19 protein-coding genes and 1 pseudogene are annotated in these 19,622 nt (G+C 69.7%); 9 read left to right on the top strand and 11 right to left on the bottom strand.

The window, feature by feature from the left end; translation table 11 throughout:
* Positions 1–9 precede the first annotated feature (9 nt).
* Entirely contained in the window at positions 10–1,704 is a 1,695-nt protein-coding gene (locus tag AB0H84_RS09590; RefSeq protein WP_357600761.1) for an ABC transporter family substrate-binding protein, read from the top strand.
* A gap of 45 nt (positions 1,705–1,749) precedes the next feature.
* Positions 1,750–2,853, top strand: a complete 1,104-nt coding sequence (locus AB0H84_RS09595; RefSeq protein WP_357600764.1) for a winged helix DNA-binding domain-containing protein — start codon at positions 1,750–1,752, stop codon at positions 2,851–2,853.
* Positions 2,854–2,860: 7 nt separating this feature from the next.
* Here the strand turns inward: AB0H84_RS09595 and AB0H84_RS09600 are convergent, their stop codons facing one another.
* Positions 2,861–3,112 (bottom strand): hypothetical protein, encoded by a 252-nt coding sequence (locus tag AB0H84_RS09600; protein WP_357600767.1) that lies wholly within the window; start codon positions 3,110–3,112, stop codon positions 2,861–2,863.
* Positions 3,113–3,347: 235 nt separating this feature from the next.
* Between AB0H84_RS09600 and AB0H84_RS09605 the strand changes: the two genes are divergently transcribed.
* Entirely contained in the window at positions 3,348–3,797 is a 450-nt protein-coding gene (locus AB0H84_RS09605; protein WP_357600770.1) for a hypothetical protein, read from the top strand.
* A gap of 42 nt (positions 3,798–3,839) precedes the next feature.
* Here AB0H84_RS09605 and AB0H84_RS09610 read toward each other — a convergent pair whose 3' ends face one another.
* Positions 3,840–4,835: a protein kinase family protein gene (locus AB0H84_RS09610; RefSeq protein ID WP_357600773.1), complete on the bottom strand. Its 996-nt coding sequence runs from the start codon at positions 4,833–4,835 to the stop codon at positions 3,840–3,842.
* Positions 4,836–4,926: 91 nt separating this feature from the next.
* Here AB0H84_RS09610 and AB0H84_RS09615 point away from each other — a divergent pair, with 91 nt between their 5' ends.
* Positions 4,927–5,370, top strand: a complete 444-nt coding sequence (locus tag AB0H84_RS09615) for a carboxymuconolactone decarboxylase family protein (RefSeq protein WP_357600776.1) — start codon at positions 4,927–4,929, stop codon at positions 5,368–5,370.
* Positions 5,371–5,685: 315 nt separating this feature from the next.
* On the top strand, positions 5,686–5,853 hold the full coding sequence (locus tag AB0H84_RS09620; RefSeq protein ID WP_357600779.1) for a hypothetical protein: 168 nt from the start codon (positions 5,686–5,688) through the stop codon (positions 5,851–5,853).
* Positions 5,854–5,868: 15 nt separating this feature from the next.
* Here AB0H84_RS09620 and AB0H84_RS09625 read toward each other — a convergent pair whose 3' ends face one another.
* From AB0H84_RS09625 to AB0H84_RS09635, 3 genes are all read right to left on the bottom strand, one after another.
* Positions 5,869–6,489 (bottom strand): pyridoxamine 5'-phosphate oxidase family protein, encoded by a 621-nt coding sequence (locus AB0H84_RS09625; RefSeq protein WP_357600782.1) that lies wholly within the window; start codon positions 6,487–6,489, stop codon positions 5,869–5,871.
* Positions 6,490–6,578: 89 nt separating this feature from the next.
* On the bottom strand, positions 6,579–7,652 hold the full coding sequence (locus tag AB0H84_RS09630; RefSeq protein WP_357600785.1) for a PrsW family intramembrane metalloprotease: 1,074 nt from the start codon (positions 7,650–7,652) through the stop codon (positions 6,579–6,581).
* A gap of 58 nt (positions 7,653–7,710) precedes the next feature.
* Entirely contained in the window at positions 7,711–8,922 is a 1,212-nt protein-coding gene (locus AB0H84_RS09635) for an amidohydrolase (RefSeq protein WP_357600788.1), read from the bottom strand.
* Between the two features lie 134 nt (positions 8,923–9,056).
* Here AB0H84_RS09635 and AB0H84_RS09640 point away from each other — a divergent pair, with 134 nt between their 5' ends.
* Positions 9,057–9,524, top strand: a complete 468-nt coding sequence (locus AB0H84_RS09640) for a TIGR03618 family F420-dependent PPOX class oxidoreductase (RefSeq protein WP_357600791.1) — start codon at positions 9,057–9,059, stop codon at positions 9,522–9,524.
* On the opposite strand, the gene AB0H84_RS09645 is transcribed toward AB0H84_RS09640, so the two are convergent.
* The 3 genes from AB0H84_RS09645 to AB0H84_RS09655 form a co-directional block, all read right to left on the bottom strand.
* Entirely contained in the window at positions 9,472–10,863 is a 1,392-nt protein-coding gene (locus tag AB0H84_RS09645) for an MFS transporter (protein WP_357600794.1), read from the bottom strand. The genes AB0H84_RS09640 and AB0H84_RS09645 overlap by 53 nt on opposite strands.
* A gap of 121 nt (positions 10,864–10,984) precedes the next feature.
* Positions 10,985–11,803, bottom strand: a complete 819-nt coding sequence (locus AB0H84_RS09650; protein WP_357600797.1) for a glycerophosphodiester phosphodiesterase family protein — start codon at positions 11,801–11,803, stop codon at positions 10,985–10,987.
* A gap of 198 nt (positions 11,804–12,001) precedes the next feature.
* Complete coding sequence (locus AB0H84_RS09655; protein ID WP_357600800.1) at positions 12,002–12,628, bottom strand: TetR/AcrR family transcriptional regulator; 627 nt, start codon at positions 12,626–12,628, stop codon at positions 12,002–12,004.
* Positions 12,629–12,740: 112 nt separating this feature from the next.
* Between AB0H84_RS09655 and AB0H84_RS09660 the strand changes: the two genes are divergently transcribed.
* Both AB0H84_RS09660 and AB0H84_RS09665 read left to right on the top strand, forming a co-directional pair.
* Positions 12,741–13,739 (top strand): NADPH:quinone oxidoreductase family protein, encoded by a 999-nt coding sequence (locus tag AB0H84_RS09660; RefSeq protein ID WP_357600803.1) that lies wholly within the window; start codon positions 12,741–12,743, stop codon positions 13,737–13,739.
* A 93-nt stretch (positions 13,740–13,832) separates the two neighbouring features.
* On the top strand, positions 13,833–14,552 hold the full coding sequence (locus tag AB0H84_RS09665) for an SDR family NAD(P)-dependent oxidoreductase (RefSeq protein ID WP_357600805.1): 720 nt from the start codon (positions 13,833–13,835) through the stop codon (positions 14,550–14,552).
* 314 nt (positions 14,553–14,866) lie between these two features.
* On the opposite strand, the gene AB0H84_RS09670 is transcribed toward AB0H84_RS09665, so the two are convergent.
* From AB0H84_RS09670 to AB0H84_RS09680, 3 genes are all read right to left on the bottom strand, one after another.
* A complete protein-coding gene (locus AB0H84_RS09670; RefSeq protein WP_357600808.1) occupies positions 14,867–17,695 on the bottom strand; it encodes a vitamin B12-dependent ribonucleotide reductase in 2,829 nt (942 codons plus the stop codon).
* A complete protein-coding gene (gene nrdR, locus AB0H84_RS09675) occupies positions 17,692–18,147 on the bottom strand; it encodes a transcriptional regulator NrdR (RefSeq protein WP_111183346.1) in 456 nt (151 codons plus the stop codon). The genes AB0H84_RS09670 and nrdR overlap by 4 nt, the downstream gene beginning before the upstream one ends.
* Positions 18,148–18,975: 828 nt before the next feature.
* A complete protein-coding gene (locus AB0H84_RS09680; protein WP_357600811.1) occupies positions 18,976–19,176 on the bottom strand; it encodes a LysM domain-containing protein in 201 nt (66 codons plus the stop codon).
* Here AB0H84_RS09680 and AB0H84_RS09685 point away from each other — a divergent pair.
* A pseudogene (locus AB0H84_RS09685) lies at positions 19,162–19,622 on the top strand (hypothetical protein); the annotation flags it as partial. The gene AB0H84_RS09680 and the pseudogene AB0H84_RS09685 overlap by 15 nt on opposite strands.

A 19,622-nucleotide genomic window follows, 5' to 3' on the forward strand; every position in this document is an offset into this window, starting at 1 on the left:
ATTCGCTCGATGAAAGCATCACGTCGTGTCGTGGCCGTCGCGGTGACCGGCTCGCTGTTCCTGGCGGGCTGCGGCGGGGAGCGGGCGGGCGGCCCCGGCGGCCGGGCGAGCGGCGGTGACGAGCGTACGATCAAGGCCTTCGACATCAACCTGCAGCCGCGTGAGAAGGTCAAGGACGGCGGGACCCTGCGGTGGGGGATCAACGAGTTCCCCGCGCAGTGGAACAGGAACCATGTGGACGGCAACCTCGCCGTGGCCGCCTCGGTCAGCAACGCGCTGCTGCCCTCGCCGTTCCTGTCCAACGAGAAGGCGGAGATCTCGGTCAACACGGACTACGTGCTCGAGGCCGAGGTGACCCGGCAGCAGCCCAAGCAGGTGATCACGTACCGGCTCAACCCCAAGGCCAAGTGGTCCGACGGGAAGCCGATCACCTGGGCCGACTACCAGGCGCAGTGGCACGCGCTGAACGGGCGCGATCCCGCCTTCCACATCGCCTCGCCCACCGGCTACCAGGACATCGAGAAGGTGGCGCGGGGCAAGGACGACTACGAGGTGGTGGTGACGTTCGACAAGCCGTTCGGGGACTGGCAGTCGCTGTTCGGGCCGCTGCTGCCCGCCTCCACCAACCAGACGCCCGAGGCCTTCGACAACGCCTGGCTGAACAAGATCCCGGTGACGGCGGGGCCGTTCAAGTTCGGCGGGTTCGACCAGACGGCCAAGACGATCACGCTCCTGCGGGACGACTCCTGGTGGGGAAGGCGAGCCAAGCTCGACAAGATCATCTATCGGGCGTCGGAGCAGGACTCGCTGATCGGGGCGTTCAGCAACGGGGAGCTCGACATCATCGACGTGGGGCCGTCGGCTCCCGACTACGCGCGGGCCAAGGGCACGCCGGGCGCGCAGGTGCGGCAGGCCGCCGGACCCGATTTCCGGCATTTCACCTTCAACGGCTCCAGCGACCTGCTCAAGGACCAGAACGTCCGCCAGGCCATCCAGCTCGGCATCAACCGCCAGGCCATCGCGCAGTCGGACCTCCAGGGCCTCGACTGGCCGATCACCCTGCTGAACAACCACTTCTTCATGAACACCCAGGAGGGCTACCAGGACAACGCCGGCAAGCTCGGCGTGTACGACCCCGCGCGCGCCCGCCAGCTCCTGGACGCCGCCGGGTGGAAGCTGAACGGCACGGTCAGGCAGAAGAACGGCAGGACGCTCGACCTGCGGTTCGTGGTGCCGTCGGGGGTGCAGGTGAGCAAGCAGGAGGGCGAGCTGGCGCAGACCATGCTGGCGCAGATCGGCGTGAAGCTGACCATCAAGGCCGTGCCCAGCGACGACTTCTTCACCAAGTACGTCATCCCCGGCAACTTCGACATCACGCCCTTCGCGTACATCGGCACGCCGTTCCCCGTCTCCAGCAGTTACGGGATCTACGCCAACTCTCCCGACGGCAAGACGTGGAACGCCAACTTCGGCCGTACCGGCTCGGCCGCCATCGACCAGGCCATGAGCCGGGCCGCGCAGACCCTGGACCCGGCGCGGGCCCGTACGCTGACGAACAAGGCGGACGAGCTGATCTGGCAGGAGGTCAACGTGCTCCCCCTCTACCAGCGCCCGCAGAACGTGGCGACCCGGCAGACGCTGGCCAACGTGGGGGCGCGCGGCTTCTACGACACCCGCTACGAGGACATCGGTTTCACCGGCTGAGCGCCCTTTCCGGGTTTGTCGGCGACGGGGTGTAGAAGTGCACGCGTGACGACGAAGGTGACCTGGTCCCAGATTCTCGCGTGGCGCTTGCGCAGGCAGTTCGTGAGCGAGCCCGACGCGCCGGACGCCGTGGCGGTCGCCCGGCGGCTCTGCGGCGTCCAGGCCCAGGTCGCCTCCTCGGCGCAGCTCGCGGTGGCGGTCAGGCGGGCCACGCCCGATCACGGCGAGATCGACCGGGCTCTGTGGAGCGACCGCACACTGGCCAAGACGTGGATCATGCGGGGCACCCTCCACCTCGTCCCCTCCGACACGCTGGCCGACTACTGCGCGGCCCTGAGCACGCTGCGGTTCTGGGAGAAGGGCTCGTGGCAGCGCGGCCACGGGGTCACGGCCGACGAGATCGCCGCGATCATCGACGCCGTGCCGCGCGCGCTGGGGGGCGCGGCCGACGTGCGGGCGCTGACCAGGGAAGAGCTGGTCGATGCCGTGGTGGCGGTGACGGGGGACGCCCATCTCAGGGAGGCACTCGGGTCCGGCTGGGGCGCCCTGCTCAAGCCGCTGAGCCGCCTCGGCGAGCTCTGCTACGGCCCGCCGCGCGACGGCAGGGTGACCTTCACCGCCCCGCGTGCCTGGCTGCCGGGGTGGCCTGCCACGCTGCCGCCGTACGAGGAGGCCGGGGTGCGGGTGGCCCGGGCGTTCCTGGGCGCGCACGGGCCGGCGACGCCGGAGATGTTCGACACGTGGCTGTTCGGCGGCGTGGCGAAGAAGGCTGTGCTGAAGGGCTGGTTCCGTGCTCTCGCGCCCGAGCTGACCGAGGTGGAGACGGACGACGGCCGGACGCTGCTCGCGTTGACCGAGCACCTCGACGACCTGGCCGGCACCGGACCGTCGGCCGAGGTCCACCTGCTGCCGGGCTTCGACCAGTACATCCTGGGCGCCCCACGCTCCCTCGCCGCGCTCATCCCGCCGCCGCTCAAGCCCAAGGTGAGCCGCCAGGCGGGGTGGATCTCCCCCGTGGTCGTGCACGAGGGGCGGGTCGCGGGCGTCTGGGAGGCCAAGAACGGCCACCTCACCGTGGACCTCGCGGCCCCGGTCCCCGAGGAGCGCCTCGACGAGGCCATCACCCGCGTCCGCTCCTTGCTGCCGTAGCCCCCGTTCAGGTGCCGGTGGAGGCCATGATGCGGTCGACGATGCCCTTGGTGCCCTCCTCCCGCGCGCAATGCGCACAGCAGTACCAGTGCTCGCCGGACTGCACCCCATGTCCGATGACCTTGGTGCCGCAGTGCTCGCAGATGGGCGCCATGCCCTCGATCGCGCACTGGAAGCAGTCGAACGTGTGCACCGCTCCCTGCGCATGCACCTCGAACGCCATGTCGTAGTCGTTTCCGCAGGTCTCGCAGACAGCCATGGTGATCCCCTTCGCAGTCGATCCGCCCGGGGGATACCCGGTTACGTGGTTTGTCTTCCTCAACGGACCACCAATTTCCCCAAAGGGTCCAAAGCCCTCAACTCACCGCTCGGACCCGCCGTGAGGAGCGAGCTCGTGGCAATAAGCGGCATTTGCCAAAACTCCCAGCGAAATTTTCGGTAATGTCGCCGCGAAGATCAACGAGGTCCTTGCTACCCCTGTCGAAGGAAAAATCGTGCTCATCCGAACCGCCATCGCGACCGCCCTGGTCGCGGCCGGTGTCGCCGCCATCCCCTCCTCCGCGTACGCCGCCACGGCCACCTACACCCCCGAACGCGTCTGCGGCTCTGGCTTCCACCGCGTCAAGGACGGCCACCGGGCGATGACGACCCGGGAGGGCGCGGTGTTCGGGCACGTGTACCTGCTCTACAACAAGCGCTCCGGCAAGAACTGCGTAACCGCGATCAAGACCGCGTACACGGGCAGCCGCACGCTCACCGGCGCCTACCTGGAGGTCAAGGGCGGCGGCAAGTCGGAGGACGTGCAGCAGTACCAGTACTACGCCGAGACCGGCCACATCGACGGCGCCTGGAAGTGCGTGCGGTACGCCGGCTGGACCCGCGACCCCAGCGGCCGCGTGGAGGCCTGGGGCGGCCGCAAGGACTGGGACAACTGCAAGGGCTGAACGGCTGGTTGAGGGCGGGCCTCCGGTGCCCGCCCCCTCCTGCTAGGGGCAGACATTCTGGTACGGCGCGCCGCCCAGGTACCGCTCCCACTCGGCGGGCGACAGCGAGCGCCCGGCCCGCGCGCACACCTCCCGCGCGACCCGTTCGTCCTGAACGGCGATCGCATGCACCGCGCCGTCCGTGCCGGCGTACAGCGTCCCCCCGTCCGCGCTGAACTGCAGCGAGGCCGCACCGTCCTCCCCCAGCTGGTAAGACTCGCCGAGCCGCCGCCTGGACGCCACGTCCCAGAGCTGGAGCACGCCCTGCTCCGTGACGGTGGCCAGGGTCCTGCCGTCGGGCGAGAAGGTCAGCAGCAGGAGGTCGGCGGCGGCGCGGGGCATGGCGGGGCGCAGCTGAGCGGGCCCGTCCACCGACCACAGCCCGACCCGCCCGGTGGCGTCCTCCTTCACGGCCATGAGCCCGTTCCGGCTGAACGCGATCGCGTTCGTGGGCCCGAACCCCGACCCCACGGCCTTTCCCGTGGCCAGGTCGACGAACCTGCCGCCGAGCAGCGACGCGTACGCCTTGTCGCCGGGCAGCAACGGCCCGCCGTGATACCGGGTACCGGCCGAGCTGAGCACGTGGCCATCGGCGGCGTCGAGCACCACTTCCTTGGCCATCGGCTTCTGCTCGAACACGACGTTCATCGCCAGCCGCCGGCCGTCCTGGGTGAAATGCACGTCGGTGAGGGCGCCGCCCTGCCCGCCGATCCGGGCCGTCCAGAGGTACTCGGAGACCCGGTACGGCGTGTGCCCGTCCAGATCGGCGGCCAGCACGCGCGCCGTGCAGAACGACGACACCCGCCTCGCGGCCGTCGCCTCCTTCGCGAACCGATCGCGCAGCGCACGATCGCCGGCCGCGTGCAGCACCTTGACCGCGACCCGGTTGCCGTCGGCGTCGTAGGCGTCGTACACCACGCCCTGCCCGCCCGAGCCGAGCCGGCCGGCGAGCCAGTAACTCCCGATGCGCTGGGGAGCCCCCGCGCTCAGCGCGTCCATGGCGGGTTAGATGTCACTTTTTTCGCGGAAGTTGTCACAGGTAGGGGGGCTGTCCCGTCCTTCTCTTGCACAGACACATGAGGAGGCTCACATGACCCAGCGGATCAACGTCGCCCAGCAGGTTCCCCAGGCGTACCACCACTTCATCGCCGTGGAGAAACTGCTCCACGACAGCGAGCTGCCGACCACCACCATCGAGCTGGTCAAGCTGCGCGCCAGCCAGATCAACGGCTGCGGCTACTGCGTGGACATGCACAGCCGTGACCTGAAGAAGGCCGGTGAGAGCGACGAGCGGCTCTGGTCGGTGGCCGCCTGGCGGGAGGCCACCGTGTACACGCCGGCCGAGCGGGCCGCGCTGGCGCTGACGGAGGAGGCGACCAGGCTGGCCGATCGCGAGGCGGTGCCGGACGCGGTGTGGGAGGAGGCCGCGCGGCACTACAGCGAGAAGCAGCTGGGGCTGCTCATCGTGGCCCTCGCGATGATCAACGCCTGGAACCGGATCGGGGTCACGGCCCGGCTCACCCCCGGAACCTGACCATTCGTGGAAATGCGTTGAGCACTCGGACGTAGCCGGTTAGGTTGGCGCGCACGGCGGGCGACAGGCGCCCGCCCTGCCGCCGCCGAGCCGGGAGAGCCGGCCCAGGCTCCGGGAGGGGGAGACCATGAGACGCGTCAGAGTCACGAAGTCGACGGCCAAGCGGCGCACGCGGCTTGCCATGGAGCTGGCCATGGAGCTGGACCTGCGGACGCCGGCGGGCCGCACCCTTCCCTACTGAAAGGCTCCTTACACCAAATTTATCGTGGGTCCTGTAGATAACATAGGTAACAAAGTCATCACGGGGGGCTCACGATGAAGAGGCTTGTGGTGGTGCCGCCACACATCGCCAGGCACAAGGTCCGCGACATCCGTTCGGCGGACCACCGCAAGCCACCCGCCGATCCCAAGGTGATCGACCTGCGGGCCTACACCGGCCGCAACGTCATCCGCTTTCCCGGCGGGCCCGTCCCCGCCGCCTGACGCCGGCCGCTCGACTCAGCCGTAGAGGCGCTTGGTGTAGGCCTCGCCGTAGTAATCCTCCAGCTGTTCGAGGGTCTCCTCGACCACCTGCACGTCCTTGACGAGCTGGGCGTGCGGGGGCAGGTCGCCGGGGTTCCAGGTCTCCGGCTTCCAGAGTGCGGAGCGCAGGAACGACTTCTGGCAGTGGAGGAAGATCTGCTCGATCTCCACCACGAGCGCGAGGTGCGGGCGGTGGCCCTTGACGATCATCTCGTCGAAGAACGGGGCCTCGCGGATGAGCCGGGCCCGGCCGTTGACGCGCAGGGTCTCGTTGCGGCCGGGGATCAGGAAGATCAGCCCCACATGCGGATTCTTGAGGATGTTCCGGAATCCATCGGCTCTGCGGTTGCCCGGGCGGTCCGGGATGGCGATGGTCGTGTCGTCGATGACGTGGACGAACCCGGCCGGGTCGCCCTTGGGTGAGACGTCGCAGTTTCCGGCGTCGTCGGACGTGGCGATCAGGCAGAACGGGGAGGCCGCCAGCCACTGGCGGTCGCGCTCGTGCAGCCGTACGCGCTCCTTGGTCGCCGCCCTCGGCATGACCTCGCCGAGCAACTCGCGCAACTCCGCCTCGGACCCGATCTCCACCCAGCTCATCTGCTCTCCCTTCGGGGGTTTCCGCCATTCTCTCAGGCGCCGTCCCTCGAGATCCGCGCCGTTTCGCAGAGCGAGACTCCCCCGCCCGGTCACCAGCGGCGGGCGTGCGACATCGCGGTCAGGTACGTGTCGCGTTCCGCCGCGAACCGGGCCGGGTCCATGTCCTGGCGTTCGGCCCGCGCGTGCAGCATGGTCAGCTCGGTCGCCGCGTGCTGGTAGTCGCTCATGGCCCGGCCGAGCCCCACTTTCCTGGCCCACTTGCGGGCCGCCTTGCGCGCGGACAGCGTGCTCAGCATGCGGACGTCGGCCGGCGTGACCAGGCCGGTCTGCTCGTAGCCGGGCAGGTAGACGCCCATCCTGGCGACGAGCTGGCGGCGCTCGACGACGGTCACGACGATCAGCAGCACGAGCACGGCCATGATCACGAGGTACGCGGCCCCCAGCCACGCCAGTGACGACGTGGTGGCGGCGCCGTTCCAGAGGCCGTGCAGGGAGACCGCGCCCACGTAGCCGAGCGGGACGGCGGCGAACCTGGCCGGGGTGCGGCGGGTGAGCGCGTACGCGACGCCGAGGCCGATCAAGGAGGTGTAGATGGGGTGGCCGAGCGGGTCGATCAGCCCTCGCATCACGAACAGCTGGACCGCCCCGCCGGCGCCGTCCGCGTCGTACGCCAGCAGGTAGTAGCCGACGTTCTCCACGGCGGCGAAGCCCAGGCCGGCCATGGACGCGTACACGATGCCGTCGGTCAGCCCGTCGATCTCCTGCCGCCTGCGCAGGAGCAGCAGCAGCGCCGAGCCCTTCAGCGCCTCCTCGACCAGCGGGGCGAGCAGCACCTTGCCCACGTCGTCGACGACCGCGGCGCCGAGGCCGGCTCGGCTGAACAGCTCCTGTCCCGCGAGCGTGAGGGCGACGCCCAGGACGATCGCCACCCCGGCACCCCACGCGAACGCGAACGCCAGGTGCAGCTTGGGCTCGGGCTCCAGCCGGTCGAGCGAGAGGACGGCCGCGAGCAGCACCGGCAGCGGGGCCACGGCCAGCAGCGCGGAGAGGGCGAACCCGACAGGGCCGCCTTTCAGCAGCATGGCAGCCAGCACGATCAGCGCCAGGGCACTGGAGACGACCAGGCCGATCAGGAGTGCCACGCTGGGTCGCTGCGCTGTCATCGTGATCCCTTTCTATCCACCGCTGCGCCCACTATGCGCGGCCCGCATCTACAGCCGCTTAACGGTCACTTGATTCGCGGTAGTACGGATCCGCGACGACGGACTCGCCGTCGGCGTACGTGTACACCTCACGCCCGGAGACGAACACCCGCAGCGCCCGGCTCATGACGTCCAGCGGGTCCCCGGACCAGATCACCACGTCGGCGTCGAGGCCGGGCTTGAGGGCGCCCACCCGGTCGTCGAGGCCCATGATCCGGGCCGGGTTCAGCGTGATCGAGCGGAGCGCCTCGGCGGGGTCCAGGCCCTCCTTGACCGCCAGCGTGGCCTGGTGGACGAGGAAGTGGATCGGCACGACGGGATGGTCGGTGGTGATGGCCAGCTCCACCCCGGCCCGTGCGAGGATCCCGGGGTTGCGCAGCGAGCGCTGACGCAGCTCGACCTTCGAGCGGCTGGTGAAGAGGGGGCCGATGATGACGGGGACGTTCCTGGCGGCCAGGGTGTCGGCCAGCAGGTGGCCCTCGGTGCCGTGGTTGATGATCAGGCGGTAGCCGAACTCGCCGGCCAGCCGGAGCGCGGTGGCGATGTCGTCGGCCCGGTGCGTGTGCTGGCACCACGGCAGCTCGCCGTCCAGCACGCGGGCCAGGATCTCCAGTGTGCCGTCGCGGTCGAACGGCTTGCCGTCCGCCGCGGCCGCCGCCCGCCTGGCCTGGTAGTCCTGCGCCTTCATGAACGCGTCCCTGATCACCGCGGCCACGCCCTGCCGGGTGGAGGGCAGCTTCTTCTGGTCGCCGTACACGCGCTTGGGGTTCTCGCCGAGCGCGCTCTTGACGCTCACCGGCTCCTTGATCAGCATCTCGTCCACGGTCCTGCCCCAGCACTTGACCGCGACCGTCTGCCCGCCGATCGGGTTGCCGGAGCCCGGCTTGATCACCGCGGTCGTCACGCCGCCCGACAGCGCGTCGGCGAAGGCCAGGTCCGCGGGGTTGATGGCGTCGAGCGCGCGCAGGCGGGCGCCGTTGGGGTCGGTCATCTCGTTGGTGTCCTGACCGGCCCAGCCCTCCGCCTCCTCGTGCACGCCAAGGTGGCCGTGGGCCTCGACGAAACCGGGCAGCACCCAGCCGCCCGCGGCGTCCACGATGGAGATCCCCTCGGGCACGGCCACGTCCCGGCCGACCGCAGTGATCTTCCCGTTCTGTACGAGCACCGTGCCGCCGTCGATGGGGTCGCCGTCGATCGGCACGACATATCCACTGGTAATGGCAAAATTCATGGCTTGTAACTTAGCGGGCAGCGGGTAGCACCTGCCCGACGGGCTCCGTGCGGCGTGCCTGGCACGAGCCCCACCACGGGTAGGGATAGGCTGACATATCCGTATTTGCATGGGTCGTGCAGGGAGTACGGCGAATGGCGCAGGAGTACGGGCCAGAAACGAGCCCGGCCCCCCGGTCGCTCAGCGACGAGGAGCTCTCGAGCCTGCTGTCCGGCCAGCGGTTCGGCTCGCTGGCCACGAACAAGGGCAGCGGCAACCCTGACCTGTCCACCGTCATCTACACCTGGGACCCGCACCAGCGCGTGGCGCGCATCTCGACCGTCGCCGACCGGCTCAAGGTCCGGCAGCTGCACAAGGACCCGCGCTGCGCGCTCTACGTGGCCAGCGACGACTTCTGGTCGTACGCCGTGGCCGAGGGCGAGGCGGAGCTGTCGCCGGTCAGCACGGAGCCGGGCGACGAGGTGGGCATGGAGCTGCTCGCCATGCACGAGGGCGTCGAGGACCCGTACGCGTTCCTGCGCCAGATGGTCGACGACCGGCGGCTGGTGATCAGGATCCGGGCCTCGCGCCTGTACGGGACGGCTCTGTCCGCGTCCTCCTGATGGCGCGGTGCCTGTTGTAGGCCACCGACGCGATCACCACCAGCACCAGCCCCAGGTCGATGCCGGCCGACCAGCGCATGGCGAGAACATGGTGGCCGCCCTCGGCGGCCGCGAAGAAGACCGCGCCGATCACGGCCACGCCGCCCGCGCCCGCGAACTGCTGTGCCGTGCTGAGGATGCCCGACCCGATGCCGGCCTGGTGCGGCGCGACCTCGACCAGCGCCGCCCCGATGAGCTGCGGCAGGACCAGCCCGTTGCCCGAGCCGACGAGCATGAGCGCCGCCATGACGTACGGCAGCCCGAGCCCGGCCGTGACCGCCAGCAGCGTGAGGCCGAGCCCGGTGACCGTGCCGCCGATCACCACGACGATCAGGCCGTACCTCCTGACCAGCCGCGTCCCCAGGATCGAGGTCACCGAGAACAGCACCCCCATCGGCGCGAACGCCAGCCCCGCTTGGAGGGCCGTCAGCCCGAACCCGCCCTGCAGCAGCAGCGTCAGCGTGAACATGAACGACGCGAAGTACGCCATGAACGCGACGATCGACCCCACACCCGCCAGGTAGGAGCGGACCTTGAGCAGCGCCAGGTCGAGCACCGGCTGTCCGCCGCGCGCTCCGAGCACCCGCTGCCGGCGCCAGGTCAGCGCGAACACCGGAACGGCCGCCGCCATGCTGACCCACGTCCAGGCGGGCCAGCCCAGGCTGTTGCCGAGGCCGAGCGGCACCAGCACCAGAGCCAGCCCGGCGGCCAGGCCCGCCGCGCCGGGCAGGTCGAGCCTGGCGCGGCGGGCGGTCTCGACCTCGGGCAGCAGCCGGACGGCCAGCGGCACCACGATCAGGCCGACGGGCAGGTTGACCAGGAAGATGATCCGCCAGCCGAGGCCCAGCACGTCGCTGGTCAGCAGCAGGCCGCCCAGCACCTGCCCGGCGATCGAGCCCAGGCCGCCCGCGACGCCGTACCAGCCGAGGGCCCGCCCCCGCTCCTCCGGCGGGAACACCGCGGAGATCGTGGCCAGCACCTGCGGCACCATCGCCGCGCCCGTCAGTCCCTGGAGCAGGCGCGCGGCCACCAGCTGGGGCGGGTTCGCGGCGATCCCGCACAGGACGGACGCGAGCGTGAACGCGGCCACACCCCAGATGAACAGCCGCCGGTAGCCGTAGCGGTCGCCGAGCCGCCCTCCGGTGATCATGCCCGCCGCGTAGGTGAAGGCGTAGCCGCCCACGATCAGCTCGAGCGCGGCCGGGCCCGCGTCCAGGTCGTGTTCGATGGAGGGGGCCGCCACGTTGACCACGAAGAAGTCGAACTGGGCCATGAACCAGGCCGACAGCAATACAGCCAACGTAGCGCCATATTTCACACCATTCAGGCTAGAGCTTCGTGAACACCTCAGCCCCACTGGGGCTCTCAGGGCCGGCCACGGCCGGCGAGCTCTCCCGCAGGCCGTGCCGGCCGCGCGGTCGTCAGGCGTTCAGTAGGCCGTGCAGGACGTCGGGCCTGTTGGTGATGATCCCGTCTACCTTGTAGGCCAGTAGGCGGCGCATGACGTCCGGGTCGTCCACCGTCCAGGCGAGCACCTTCATGCCGAGTGCGTGCACGCGGCGTACGTACGAGGAGGTCAGCGTCGTGTACGGCGGGTTGATGTGGTCGGCGAACTTGGCCAGCCCCGGCAGCTGGGCCGTGGACGGCGTGCCGAGCAGCCCGATCGGCACGTCGGGCAGCAGCCGGTGGAAGGTCCGCATCGACGCCCAGCTGAAGGACTGCACCACCAGCCGCCCGGGCGCGAGCCAGCTTGAATGGCGACGCAGCTCGGCGGCGACGCGGGCCTCGGTGCCCGGGTAGAGCTCCGGCTCCTTGATCTCCAGCAGGAGCCCCATGCCCGAGCCGTTCATCTCGCTCAGCGTCTCGCCGAGCGTGGGCACCTTCTCGTCCTTGTACTCGTCGGAGAGCCACGAGCCCGCGTCGAGCTCGCGGATCTGGGCGAGCGTGAGATCGCCGACCTTCCACGGGGACAGGTCGGGGAAGACCCGCTCGGCGTCGGTGGTGCGGGTCAGGGTCGTGTCGTGCATCAGGACCAGCTGGTGGTCCTTGGTCTCCTGCACGTCGAGCTCGAACATGTCGGCCCGCTGCTTGCCGGCCAGCTCGAAGGCGGCGAGGGTGTTCTCGGGAGCGTACGCGGACGCGCCGCGGTGGGCGACGCCGGTGACGGCGGTGGCCGCGTGGGCGGGGGTGGTCAGGACGGTGGTCGCGAGCGCGAGGATGACGGCGAGTCGCCTGATCATGGGTCTCCTCGGGGAGTGGGAGGAATACGACTCGACGATGACGAGAGCTCGTGACTGCGAGTTGAGGGAAGAGTAACGGAGCGGTGCCCGGGCGATGAGCATTCGACACGCGGTCCCGGAAAAGCCGTGGAGCGAGTGGATCCGGCTCGCTCCACGGAGCATGGCGAGGCACTATGTGGCGCCGGCAACGAAGACGACTCAACCGCCGGTTGGTGACGGCGCGGACGTGAGCGTGTCCCAGGCGGCCATCGCGCAGGTGATCACCGCTTCCAGCTCGGCGCGGGTGGCGCCGTCGCGGGCCTGCACGGACAGGCCTTGCACCACGGTGGTGTAGTAGCGGGCGATGGCGTCGAGGCCGGCGGGCGGCGTGGTGAGGTCGCCGTCGGCGACGCCGCGGGCGAGCCGGTCCTTGACGGTGCTGAGCATGTCGTGCCGGAGGTCGGCCAGGAACTCCCGGACCGCGTGGTTCTCCACGGCCCCGGTGGGCGCGGCCAGGATGAGCATGCAGTAGTGCGGGGCGTCGGAGCGGGTGATCTCATCGGCGGTGGCGCGCAGCATGGCGTGGATCGCGGCGCGCGCGGTCGGCTGTTCGCGCAGCGCGCGCCTGGGCGGCTCGCCCGATGTCGTGCCGTAGAGGGCCATGACCTTGCGGAACAGGTCCTCCTTGCTGCCGAAGCAGGCGTAGATGCTGGCCGAGGCGATGCCCATGGCCTGGGCCAGGTCGTTGAGCGAGGTGCCCTCGTAGCCACGTTCCCAGAACAGGTCCAGCGCCTTGCGCAGGGCGATGTCCGGGTCGAACGTGCGCGGCCTGCCGCGAGCAGCCATCCGGCGTCCCTCCAGAATTCTTTGTCGTTCGATCAACTTTACCTTGACCTGTCCCAGGCGCCATGACACGGTTTGTTGGTCGTTCGATAAACAAAGAGAGAGCCAGTCGTCAATGAGCATCCCCTCCGCCATGCGCGCCCTGCAGCAGACGTCGCTGAACGGCCCGCAGGACCTGCGCCTGATCACCGACGCGCCGGTGCCGAGCCCAGGCCCGGGCGAGATCCTGATCCGGGTCACCGCCGCCGGCGTCAACTTCGTCGACATCTCGCAGGCCCGCGGCACGTTCGCGGGCGGCCCGCAGCCGCCGTATCTGGCGGGCATCGAGGGCGCCGGCGAAGTCGTCGCCGTCGGCGAGGGGGTGACTGATCTGGAGCCTGGCGCCCATGTCACCGGCGTCGGCGTCCAGGGCGGCGCCTTCGCCGAGTACATGGTGCTGCCCGCGGCCGGCGCGGTCACGGTGCCGACGGGCTGGGCCGACGAGCAGGCGCTGGGTCTGGTGGTGAACTGGCCGACCGCCCTGGCGGCGCTCAAGCCGCTGGGCGGCCTGAGCGCAGGGCAGACCGTGCTGATCCACGCCGCGGCCGGCGGGACCGGACAGGCCGCGGTGACGATGGCCAAGCACTACGGCGCGACGGTGATCGCCACGGCCTCGCCGGGCAAGCACGAGCTGGTACGGGCACTGGGCGCCGACCACGTCCTCGACTCCCGCGGCGGAGACATCGCCGCCGAGGTCCTGGCCCTGACCGACGGCGCGGGCGCCGACCTCGTGCTGGAGTCCGTCGGCGGCGCCACCCTCGACGCCAGCCTGGCCGCCACCAAGCGGGTCACCGGCCGGGTGGTCGTTTACGGCCTGACCGGCGGCGAAGCCGCGATCACCAACTGGGAACTGGTCTACAAGCACCAGATCCACCTCATCGGCCTGAACATCGGCACCCTGATCCAGGCCGCACCGCAGATCTTCGGCGAGGTCATGGGCGAGATGTTCGGGCTCCTGGCGGCCGGAGTGCTCCGCCCCGGCCGGCCCACCGTGCACGATCTTGCCGAGGGACCGAAGGCACTCGCGGAACTGGAAGCGCGCGCCACCGTGGGCAAGCTGGCACTCCTGCCCTGAGCAGACCGTGACGCCAGGTGGCAGGCACCACCGCGGGTCTGTGCCCGCTGCCCTGGCATCCCCCCCGATCACCCCGAAACAGGAGAGACAGGCATGACCATAAAAGACAAGACGGTCCTGGTGACCGGGGCCAACCGCGGCATCGGGCAGGCACTGACAACCGAAGCCCTGGCCAGAGGCGCCAGGCGGGTGTATGCCGGCACCCGCCGGCCGCTGGCCCACCCAGACGACCGGGTAACGCCCCTGAGCCTGGACATCACCAGCACGGCGCAGATCCAGGCGGCTGCCAAGCAGGTCGAGTCACTGGACATGTTGATCAACAACGCCGGCATCGCGCTACCCGACGACCTGACCGACCCCGCCGTGCTCGAACGCCACCTGGCCGTCAACCTCTTCGGGACCTACGCCGTGACCCAGGCCTTCCTGCCTGCGGTGGCCCGCTCCCGCGGGGCCATCGTCAACATCCTCTCGGTGAACGCCCTCGCGCCCCTGCCGTTCATCATCCCCGCGTACTCCGCCTCGAAGGCGGCCGCGTTCTCCTTGACCCAGTCGCTTCGCGCCCAGGTGGCCGGGCAGGGGATAAGGGTCCACGCGGTCCTGCCGGGCCCGGTCGATACCGATATGACCCGAAGCGCAGACATACCGAAGGCATCCCCGGAATCGGTCGCGTCGGCCATCTTCGACGCGATCGACAAGGGGGAGGAGGAGATCTTCCCCGATCCCGCCTCAGCGCCCTTGGCCGCCCTCTGGCGCGACAGCGCGGCCAAGGTGCTCGAGCGCCAGATCGCACAGCTGGCACCCGTCAGCTCATAAGCGAGGGAAGCGCTCGGCCCGGCCGGCGAGGTAGGCGCCGGCCGTCCCCTTGGCGATGTCGGCCCACCGGACGAGGGGCGGTGATGTGCAGGCCGAGGACGTCGGCCATGACCGGCGCGGGGATGTCGTCGACCAAGGCGATGAGAGCGCTTCGCGGGCCGGGCGGGTGCCTGGCCTGTTCAGACCAAGCACCCGCCATCTACGACCATCGCCTACAGCCGTCGTGGAACCGAGGGCTCTCTGGCGACATTTCGCAAGAGACGGCCCTGCCGATGGTGCGAATTCAGTCACCCCTGATACGACGTGGCCCGTTTCTAGCTGCAGCCGCTGGTCGAGCCGCAGCCCTCGCAGACGTAGCAGCTTCCGGCCGGGCGCATCTTGGTGCCGCAGGTCATGCAGAGCGGCGCGTCGGCCGTGAAGCGCTGGTGGCTCTCCAGGGTCAGCTCCTTGACCACCGGCTGCTGCTCGGCCTCCGCCTTCGGCTTCTCCTCGATGGGCGCCGACTGGGCCAGCGCCTCGCGGTCGACCGCCTCCTGCAGCGCCGCCGGGTCCTCGCCGCGCTGCTGCGCGGCGCGCTCGGTCGCCGAGAAGATGCCCAGGGCCGCCCTCTCCTCATAGGGGAGGTGGTCGAGGGCCAGGCGGCGGAAGATGTAGTCCATCACCGACGTCGCCATCCGGATGTCCGGGTCGTCCGTCATCCCGGCGGGCTCGAAGCGCATGTTGACGAACTTGCTCATGTACGTCTCCAGCGGCACGCCGTACTGGAGCCCGATGGAGATCGCGACGGAGAAGGCGTCCATGACACCTGCCAGGGTCGAGCCCTGCTTGGACATCTTGAGGAAGACCTCGCCCAGCCCGTCGTCGGGGTAGGACGAAGCGGTCATGTAGCCCTTGGCGCCGCCCACCGTGAAGCGGGTGGTCGTGCTCGGCCGCTGGTTGGGCATGCGCCGCCGGGTCGGCCGGTTGACCTCGATGACCTTGACCTCGGGCTCCTTGGCCTCTTCCTTCTTCGGCTCTTCCTTCTTGGAGCCGTTGCCCGCCGACAGCGGCTGGCCGACCTTGCAGTTGTCGCGGTAGACGGCCAGGGCCTTGAGCCCCAGCCTCCAGCCCTCCAGGTAGACCTGCTCGATGTCGTCGATCGTGGCCGACTCGGGCAGGTTGACCGTCTTCGAGATGGCGCCGGACAGGAACGGCTGGGTGGCCGCCATCATGCGTACGTGGCCCATGGGCGCGATCGCCCGCTCGCCCATCGCGCAGTCGAACACCTCGTAGTGCTCCTTGCGCAGGCCGGGCGCCTCGACGACGTGACCGTGCTCGGCGATGTACTCGACGATGGCCTCGATCTGCTCCTGCTGGTAGCCGAGCTGCTTGAGCGCCCGCGGGATCGTCTGGTTGACGATCTGCATGGAGCCGCCGCCGACGAGCTTCTTGAACTTCACCAGCGCCAGGTCCGGCTCGATGCCGGTGGTGTCGCAGTCCATCATCAGCCCGATGGTCCCCGTGGGGGCCAGCAGGCTGGCCTGGGCGTTGCGGTAGCCGTTCTTCTCGCCGAGCTTGAGGCACTCCGACCACTGGCGCGACGCCTCGCTGTGGATCTTCGCGTCCATGGAGCCGATCGTGCGCAGGTTGTCGTTGGCCGCCGCGTGCTTGCGCATGACGCGCTTGTGCGGCTCGGCGTTCCTGGCGTAACCGTCGTACGGGCCGACCACCCCGGCCAGCTCGGCGCTGCGGCGGTAGGACACGCCGGTCATCAGCGACGTGATCGCCGCCGCCACGGCGCGGCCGCCGTCGGAGTCGTACGCGTGGCCCGTCGCCATGAGCAGCGCGCCGAGGTTGGCGTAGCCGATGCCGAGCTGCCGGTACGCCCGCGAGGTCTCGCCGATCTTCTCGGTCGGGAAGTCCGCGAACGTGATCGAGATGTCCATCGCGGTGATGATCAGCTCGGTCAGCTTGACGAAGTTGGCGACGTCGAAGGAGTTGTCGTCCTTCAGGAACTTCAGCAGGTTGATGCTGGCCAGGTTGCAAGAGGAGTTGTCGAGGTGGACGTACTCGGAGCACGGGTTGCTGGCCGTGATCCGCCCCGTCTCCGGGGTGGTGTGCCAGTCGTTGATCGTGTCGTCGTACTGCAGGCCCGGGTCGGCGCACTCCCAGGCGGCCTTGGCCATCTTGCGGAAGAGCTCCTTGGCGTCCACCGTCTCGATGACCTCACCGGTCAGGCGGGCGCGCAGGCCGAACTCGCCGCCCTTCTCCACCGAGCGCATGAACTCGTCGGAGACACGCACGGAGTTGTTGGCGTTCTGGTACTGGACGGAGACGATGTCCTTGCCGCCCAGGTCCATGTCGAAACCGGCGTCGCGCAGGGCGCGGATCTTGTCCTCCTCGCGCGCCTTGGTCTCGATGAACTCCTCGATGTCGGGGTGGTCGACGTCGAGCACGACCATCTTGGCGGCCCGGCGGGTGGCGCCGCCCGACTTGATCGTCCCCGCCGACGCGTCCGCGCCGCGCATGAAGCTCACCGGGCCGCTGGCCGTGCCGCCGCTCGACAGCAGCTCCTTGGACGAGCGGATGCGGGACAGGTTGACCCCCGAACCCGAACCGCCCTTGAAGATCACACCCTCTTCCTTGTACCACTCGAGGATGGACTCCATCTGGTCGTCCACGGAGAGGATGAAACAGGCGCTCACCTGCTGGGGCGACTTGGTGCCCACGTTGAACCAGACCGGCGAGTTGAACGCGAACACCTGGTGCGCCAGCGCGTGCTTCAGCTCGTGGTCGAAGATCTCGGCGTCCTCGTCGCTGGCGAAGTAGCCGTGCTCGATCCCCGTCGCGGTGTAGACGCCGACGACTCGGTCGATCAGCTGCTTCAGGCTCCACTCGCGCTGCGGGGTGCCCACGGCCCCGCGGAAGTACTTGGTCGTCACGATGTTGGCCGCGTTGACCGACCAGAACTCGGGGAACTCGACGCCCCGCTGCTCAAAATTGACCGAGCCGTCGCGCCAGTTCGTCATGACGACGTCGCGGCGCTCCCACTGGATCTCGTCATACGGGTGCACGCCGGGCTTGGTGAAGATCCGCTTCATCTTCAGTCCCTTGCGCGGACGCTTGCCACCCCGCGCGACTGAACCGCTGGCCGTCTCCGTCATGACTCCCCCTTCTCCGCCTTCAACTGTGAGATCTCGGCCTCGAAGTCCGCCAGGCTCTCGAAACCGCGATACACCGATGCGAACCGCAGGTAGGCCACCTCATCGAGGTCCCGCAACGGGCCGAGGATGGCCAGGCCCACCTCGTTGGAGGGGATCTCGGCCGCACCCTTGGCCCTGATGGCCTCCTCCACCCGCTGCCCGAGCTGCGCCAGTGAATCCTCGCTCACCGGCCTGCCCTGACACGCCCGCCGCACGCCCGCGACGACCTTGTCTCTCGAGAACGGCTCCGTCACTCCGCTCCGCTTGCTCACCATGAGCAGTACGGTCTCCTGCGTGGTGAACCGGCGCCCGCACTCGGGACAGGTGCGGCGACGCCTGATCGCCGCGCCGTCATCCGTGGAGCGACTGTCGATGACCCTGGTGTCAGGGTGGCGACAGAACGGACAGTGCACGCTTTCGCCCTCCTAGACCCGCGGCCACCACACGCGCGAAAAACCGTCCTCACGGGACGCTCGCGCACGCCCCACGGCAGGCCATGGAGCGGTCACGGAAACACAAGGTGTGGTGAACTACATCGGTGTAACTACTAGATGTTGTGGTCCAACCGTAGAAGCGCGCGACCATGAACGCAAGTTGAGCGACGCTGCCGGAGCGAAGTCGCTGATCAGCCCATCGTCACCGCCGGGACCCGGGCGTGTCGCTCCGGATGGCGATCTTTGTGCTGCTGGGGGCGTCACATGAGTTGGTACCGGCCTCGCATGTGAACAAACCTCACAAAGTTATCCGAAGCCTCTCCACCCCCGACCACCACCCACCCACGGACTCCTTCACGCCCAGACGGTCACCCCCTGAAACCCCCAAACGGTCACTCCCTGAGACCCAGACGGTCACCCCCTGAGACCCAGACGGTCACCCCCTGAGACCCCAGACGTCAGCCCTGGGCGCGGCGTCGCGGGGGCGCAGAAGCGCGCCCAAGACTGCGCTCCCACCCCAGCCATGGATGTGCCGGCCGACCGCGCTCACACCCCGGCCATGGATGCGCCGGCCGACCCGAAGGAAAATGCCCACCAGCCCGGAGATGCCCACCAGCCCGGAGATGCCCACCGGCCCCGATGCCTCGCCTGTCGCCCCACGCCCGGGAGCAGGCCAGCCAGCCTGAGAGGCGGCGCGACTCCTGGGCGGCCAGTCCTCGTTCACCTCCGGCTGGGGTGCGGGCGATCAGCGTACCCAGCGGCAGGGGTACGGGCGATCAGCCTAAGGCGGCGGCTGGGGTGCGGCGATCAGCGTAAGGCTGCGGTGTCGCCTGGCACGTAAAGTCGGGTGCCTGGCCGGATGATGGAATCGGGAAGGCCGTTCAGGCGCTTGATCTCCTCCACGACAGGGCCGGGATCGTCCCCCTGGGCGAGCGCCTCGGCGATGTGCCGGAGCGTGTCGCCCTCGTGCACCTCCACCCACGGCGGGCCCGCGTGGCCGGTAACCACGACCTGGACCTCCGCGTTTCCGGCCGCGCGCGTGCCGAGCCAGAATCCGCCCAGCGACAGCAACGCCATCGCGACCACCACCACGACCCGCCCGCGCCGGGTCAGCCGCAACGGTGGCGCGGACCGCCTGCGCATCCGCGCGACCGCCCTCCGCTCCCGCCATCTCGCCACCCGGCGACCCAACGGCCGGCTGCTCCGCGTCCGGACGCCGCCGACACCACGCCTAGAGCGCCCACCACGCACGACGCGACCCTCACCGCCACGGGCACCTTCCCGAACGACGCGACCCTCACCGCCACGGGCACCTTCCCGCACGACGCGACCCTCACCGCCACGGGCACCTTCCCGCACGACGCGACCCTCACCGCCACGGGCACCTTCCCGCACGACGCGACCCTCACCGCCACGGGCACCTTCCCGCACGACGCGACCCTCACCGCCACGGG

This window comes from Nonomuraea sp. NPDC050786 (genome assembly GCF_040654115.1).
Lineage (GTDB): Bacteria > Actinomycetota > Actinomycetes > Streptosporangiales > Streptosporangiaceae > Nonomuraea.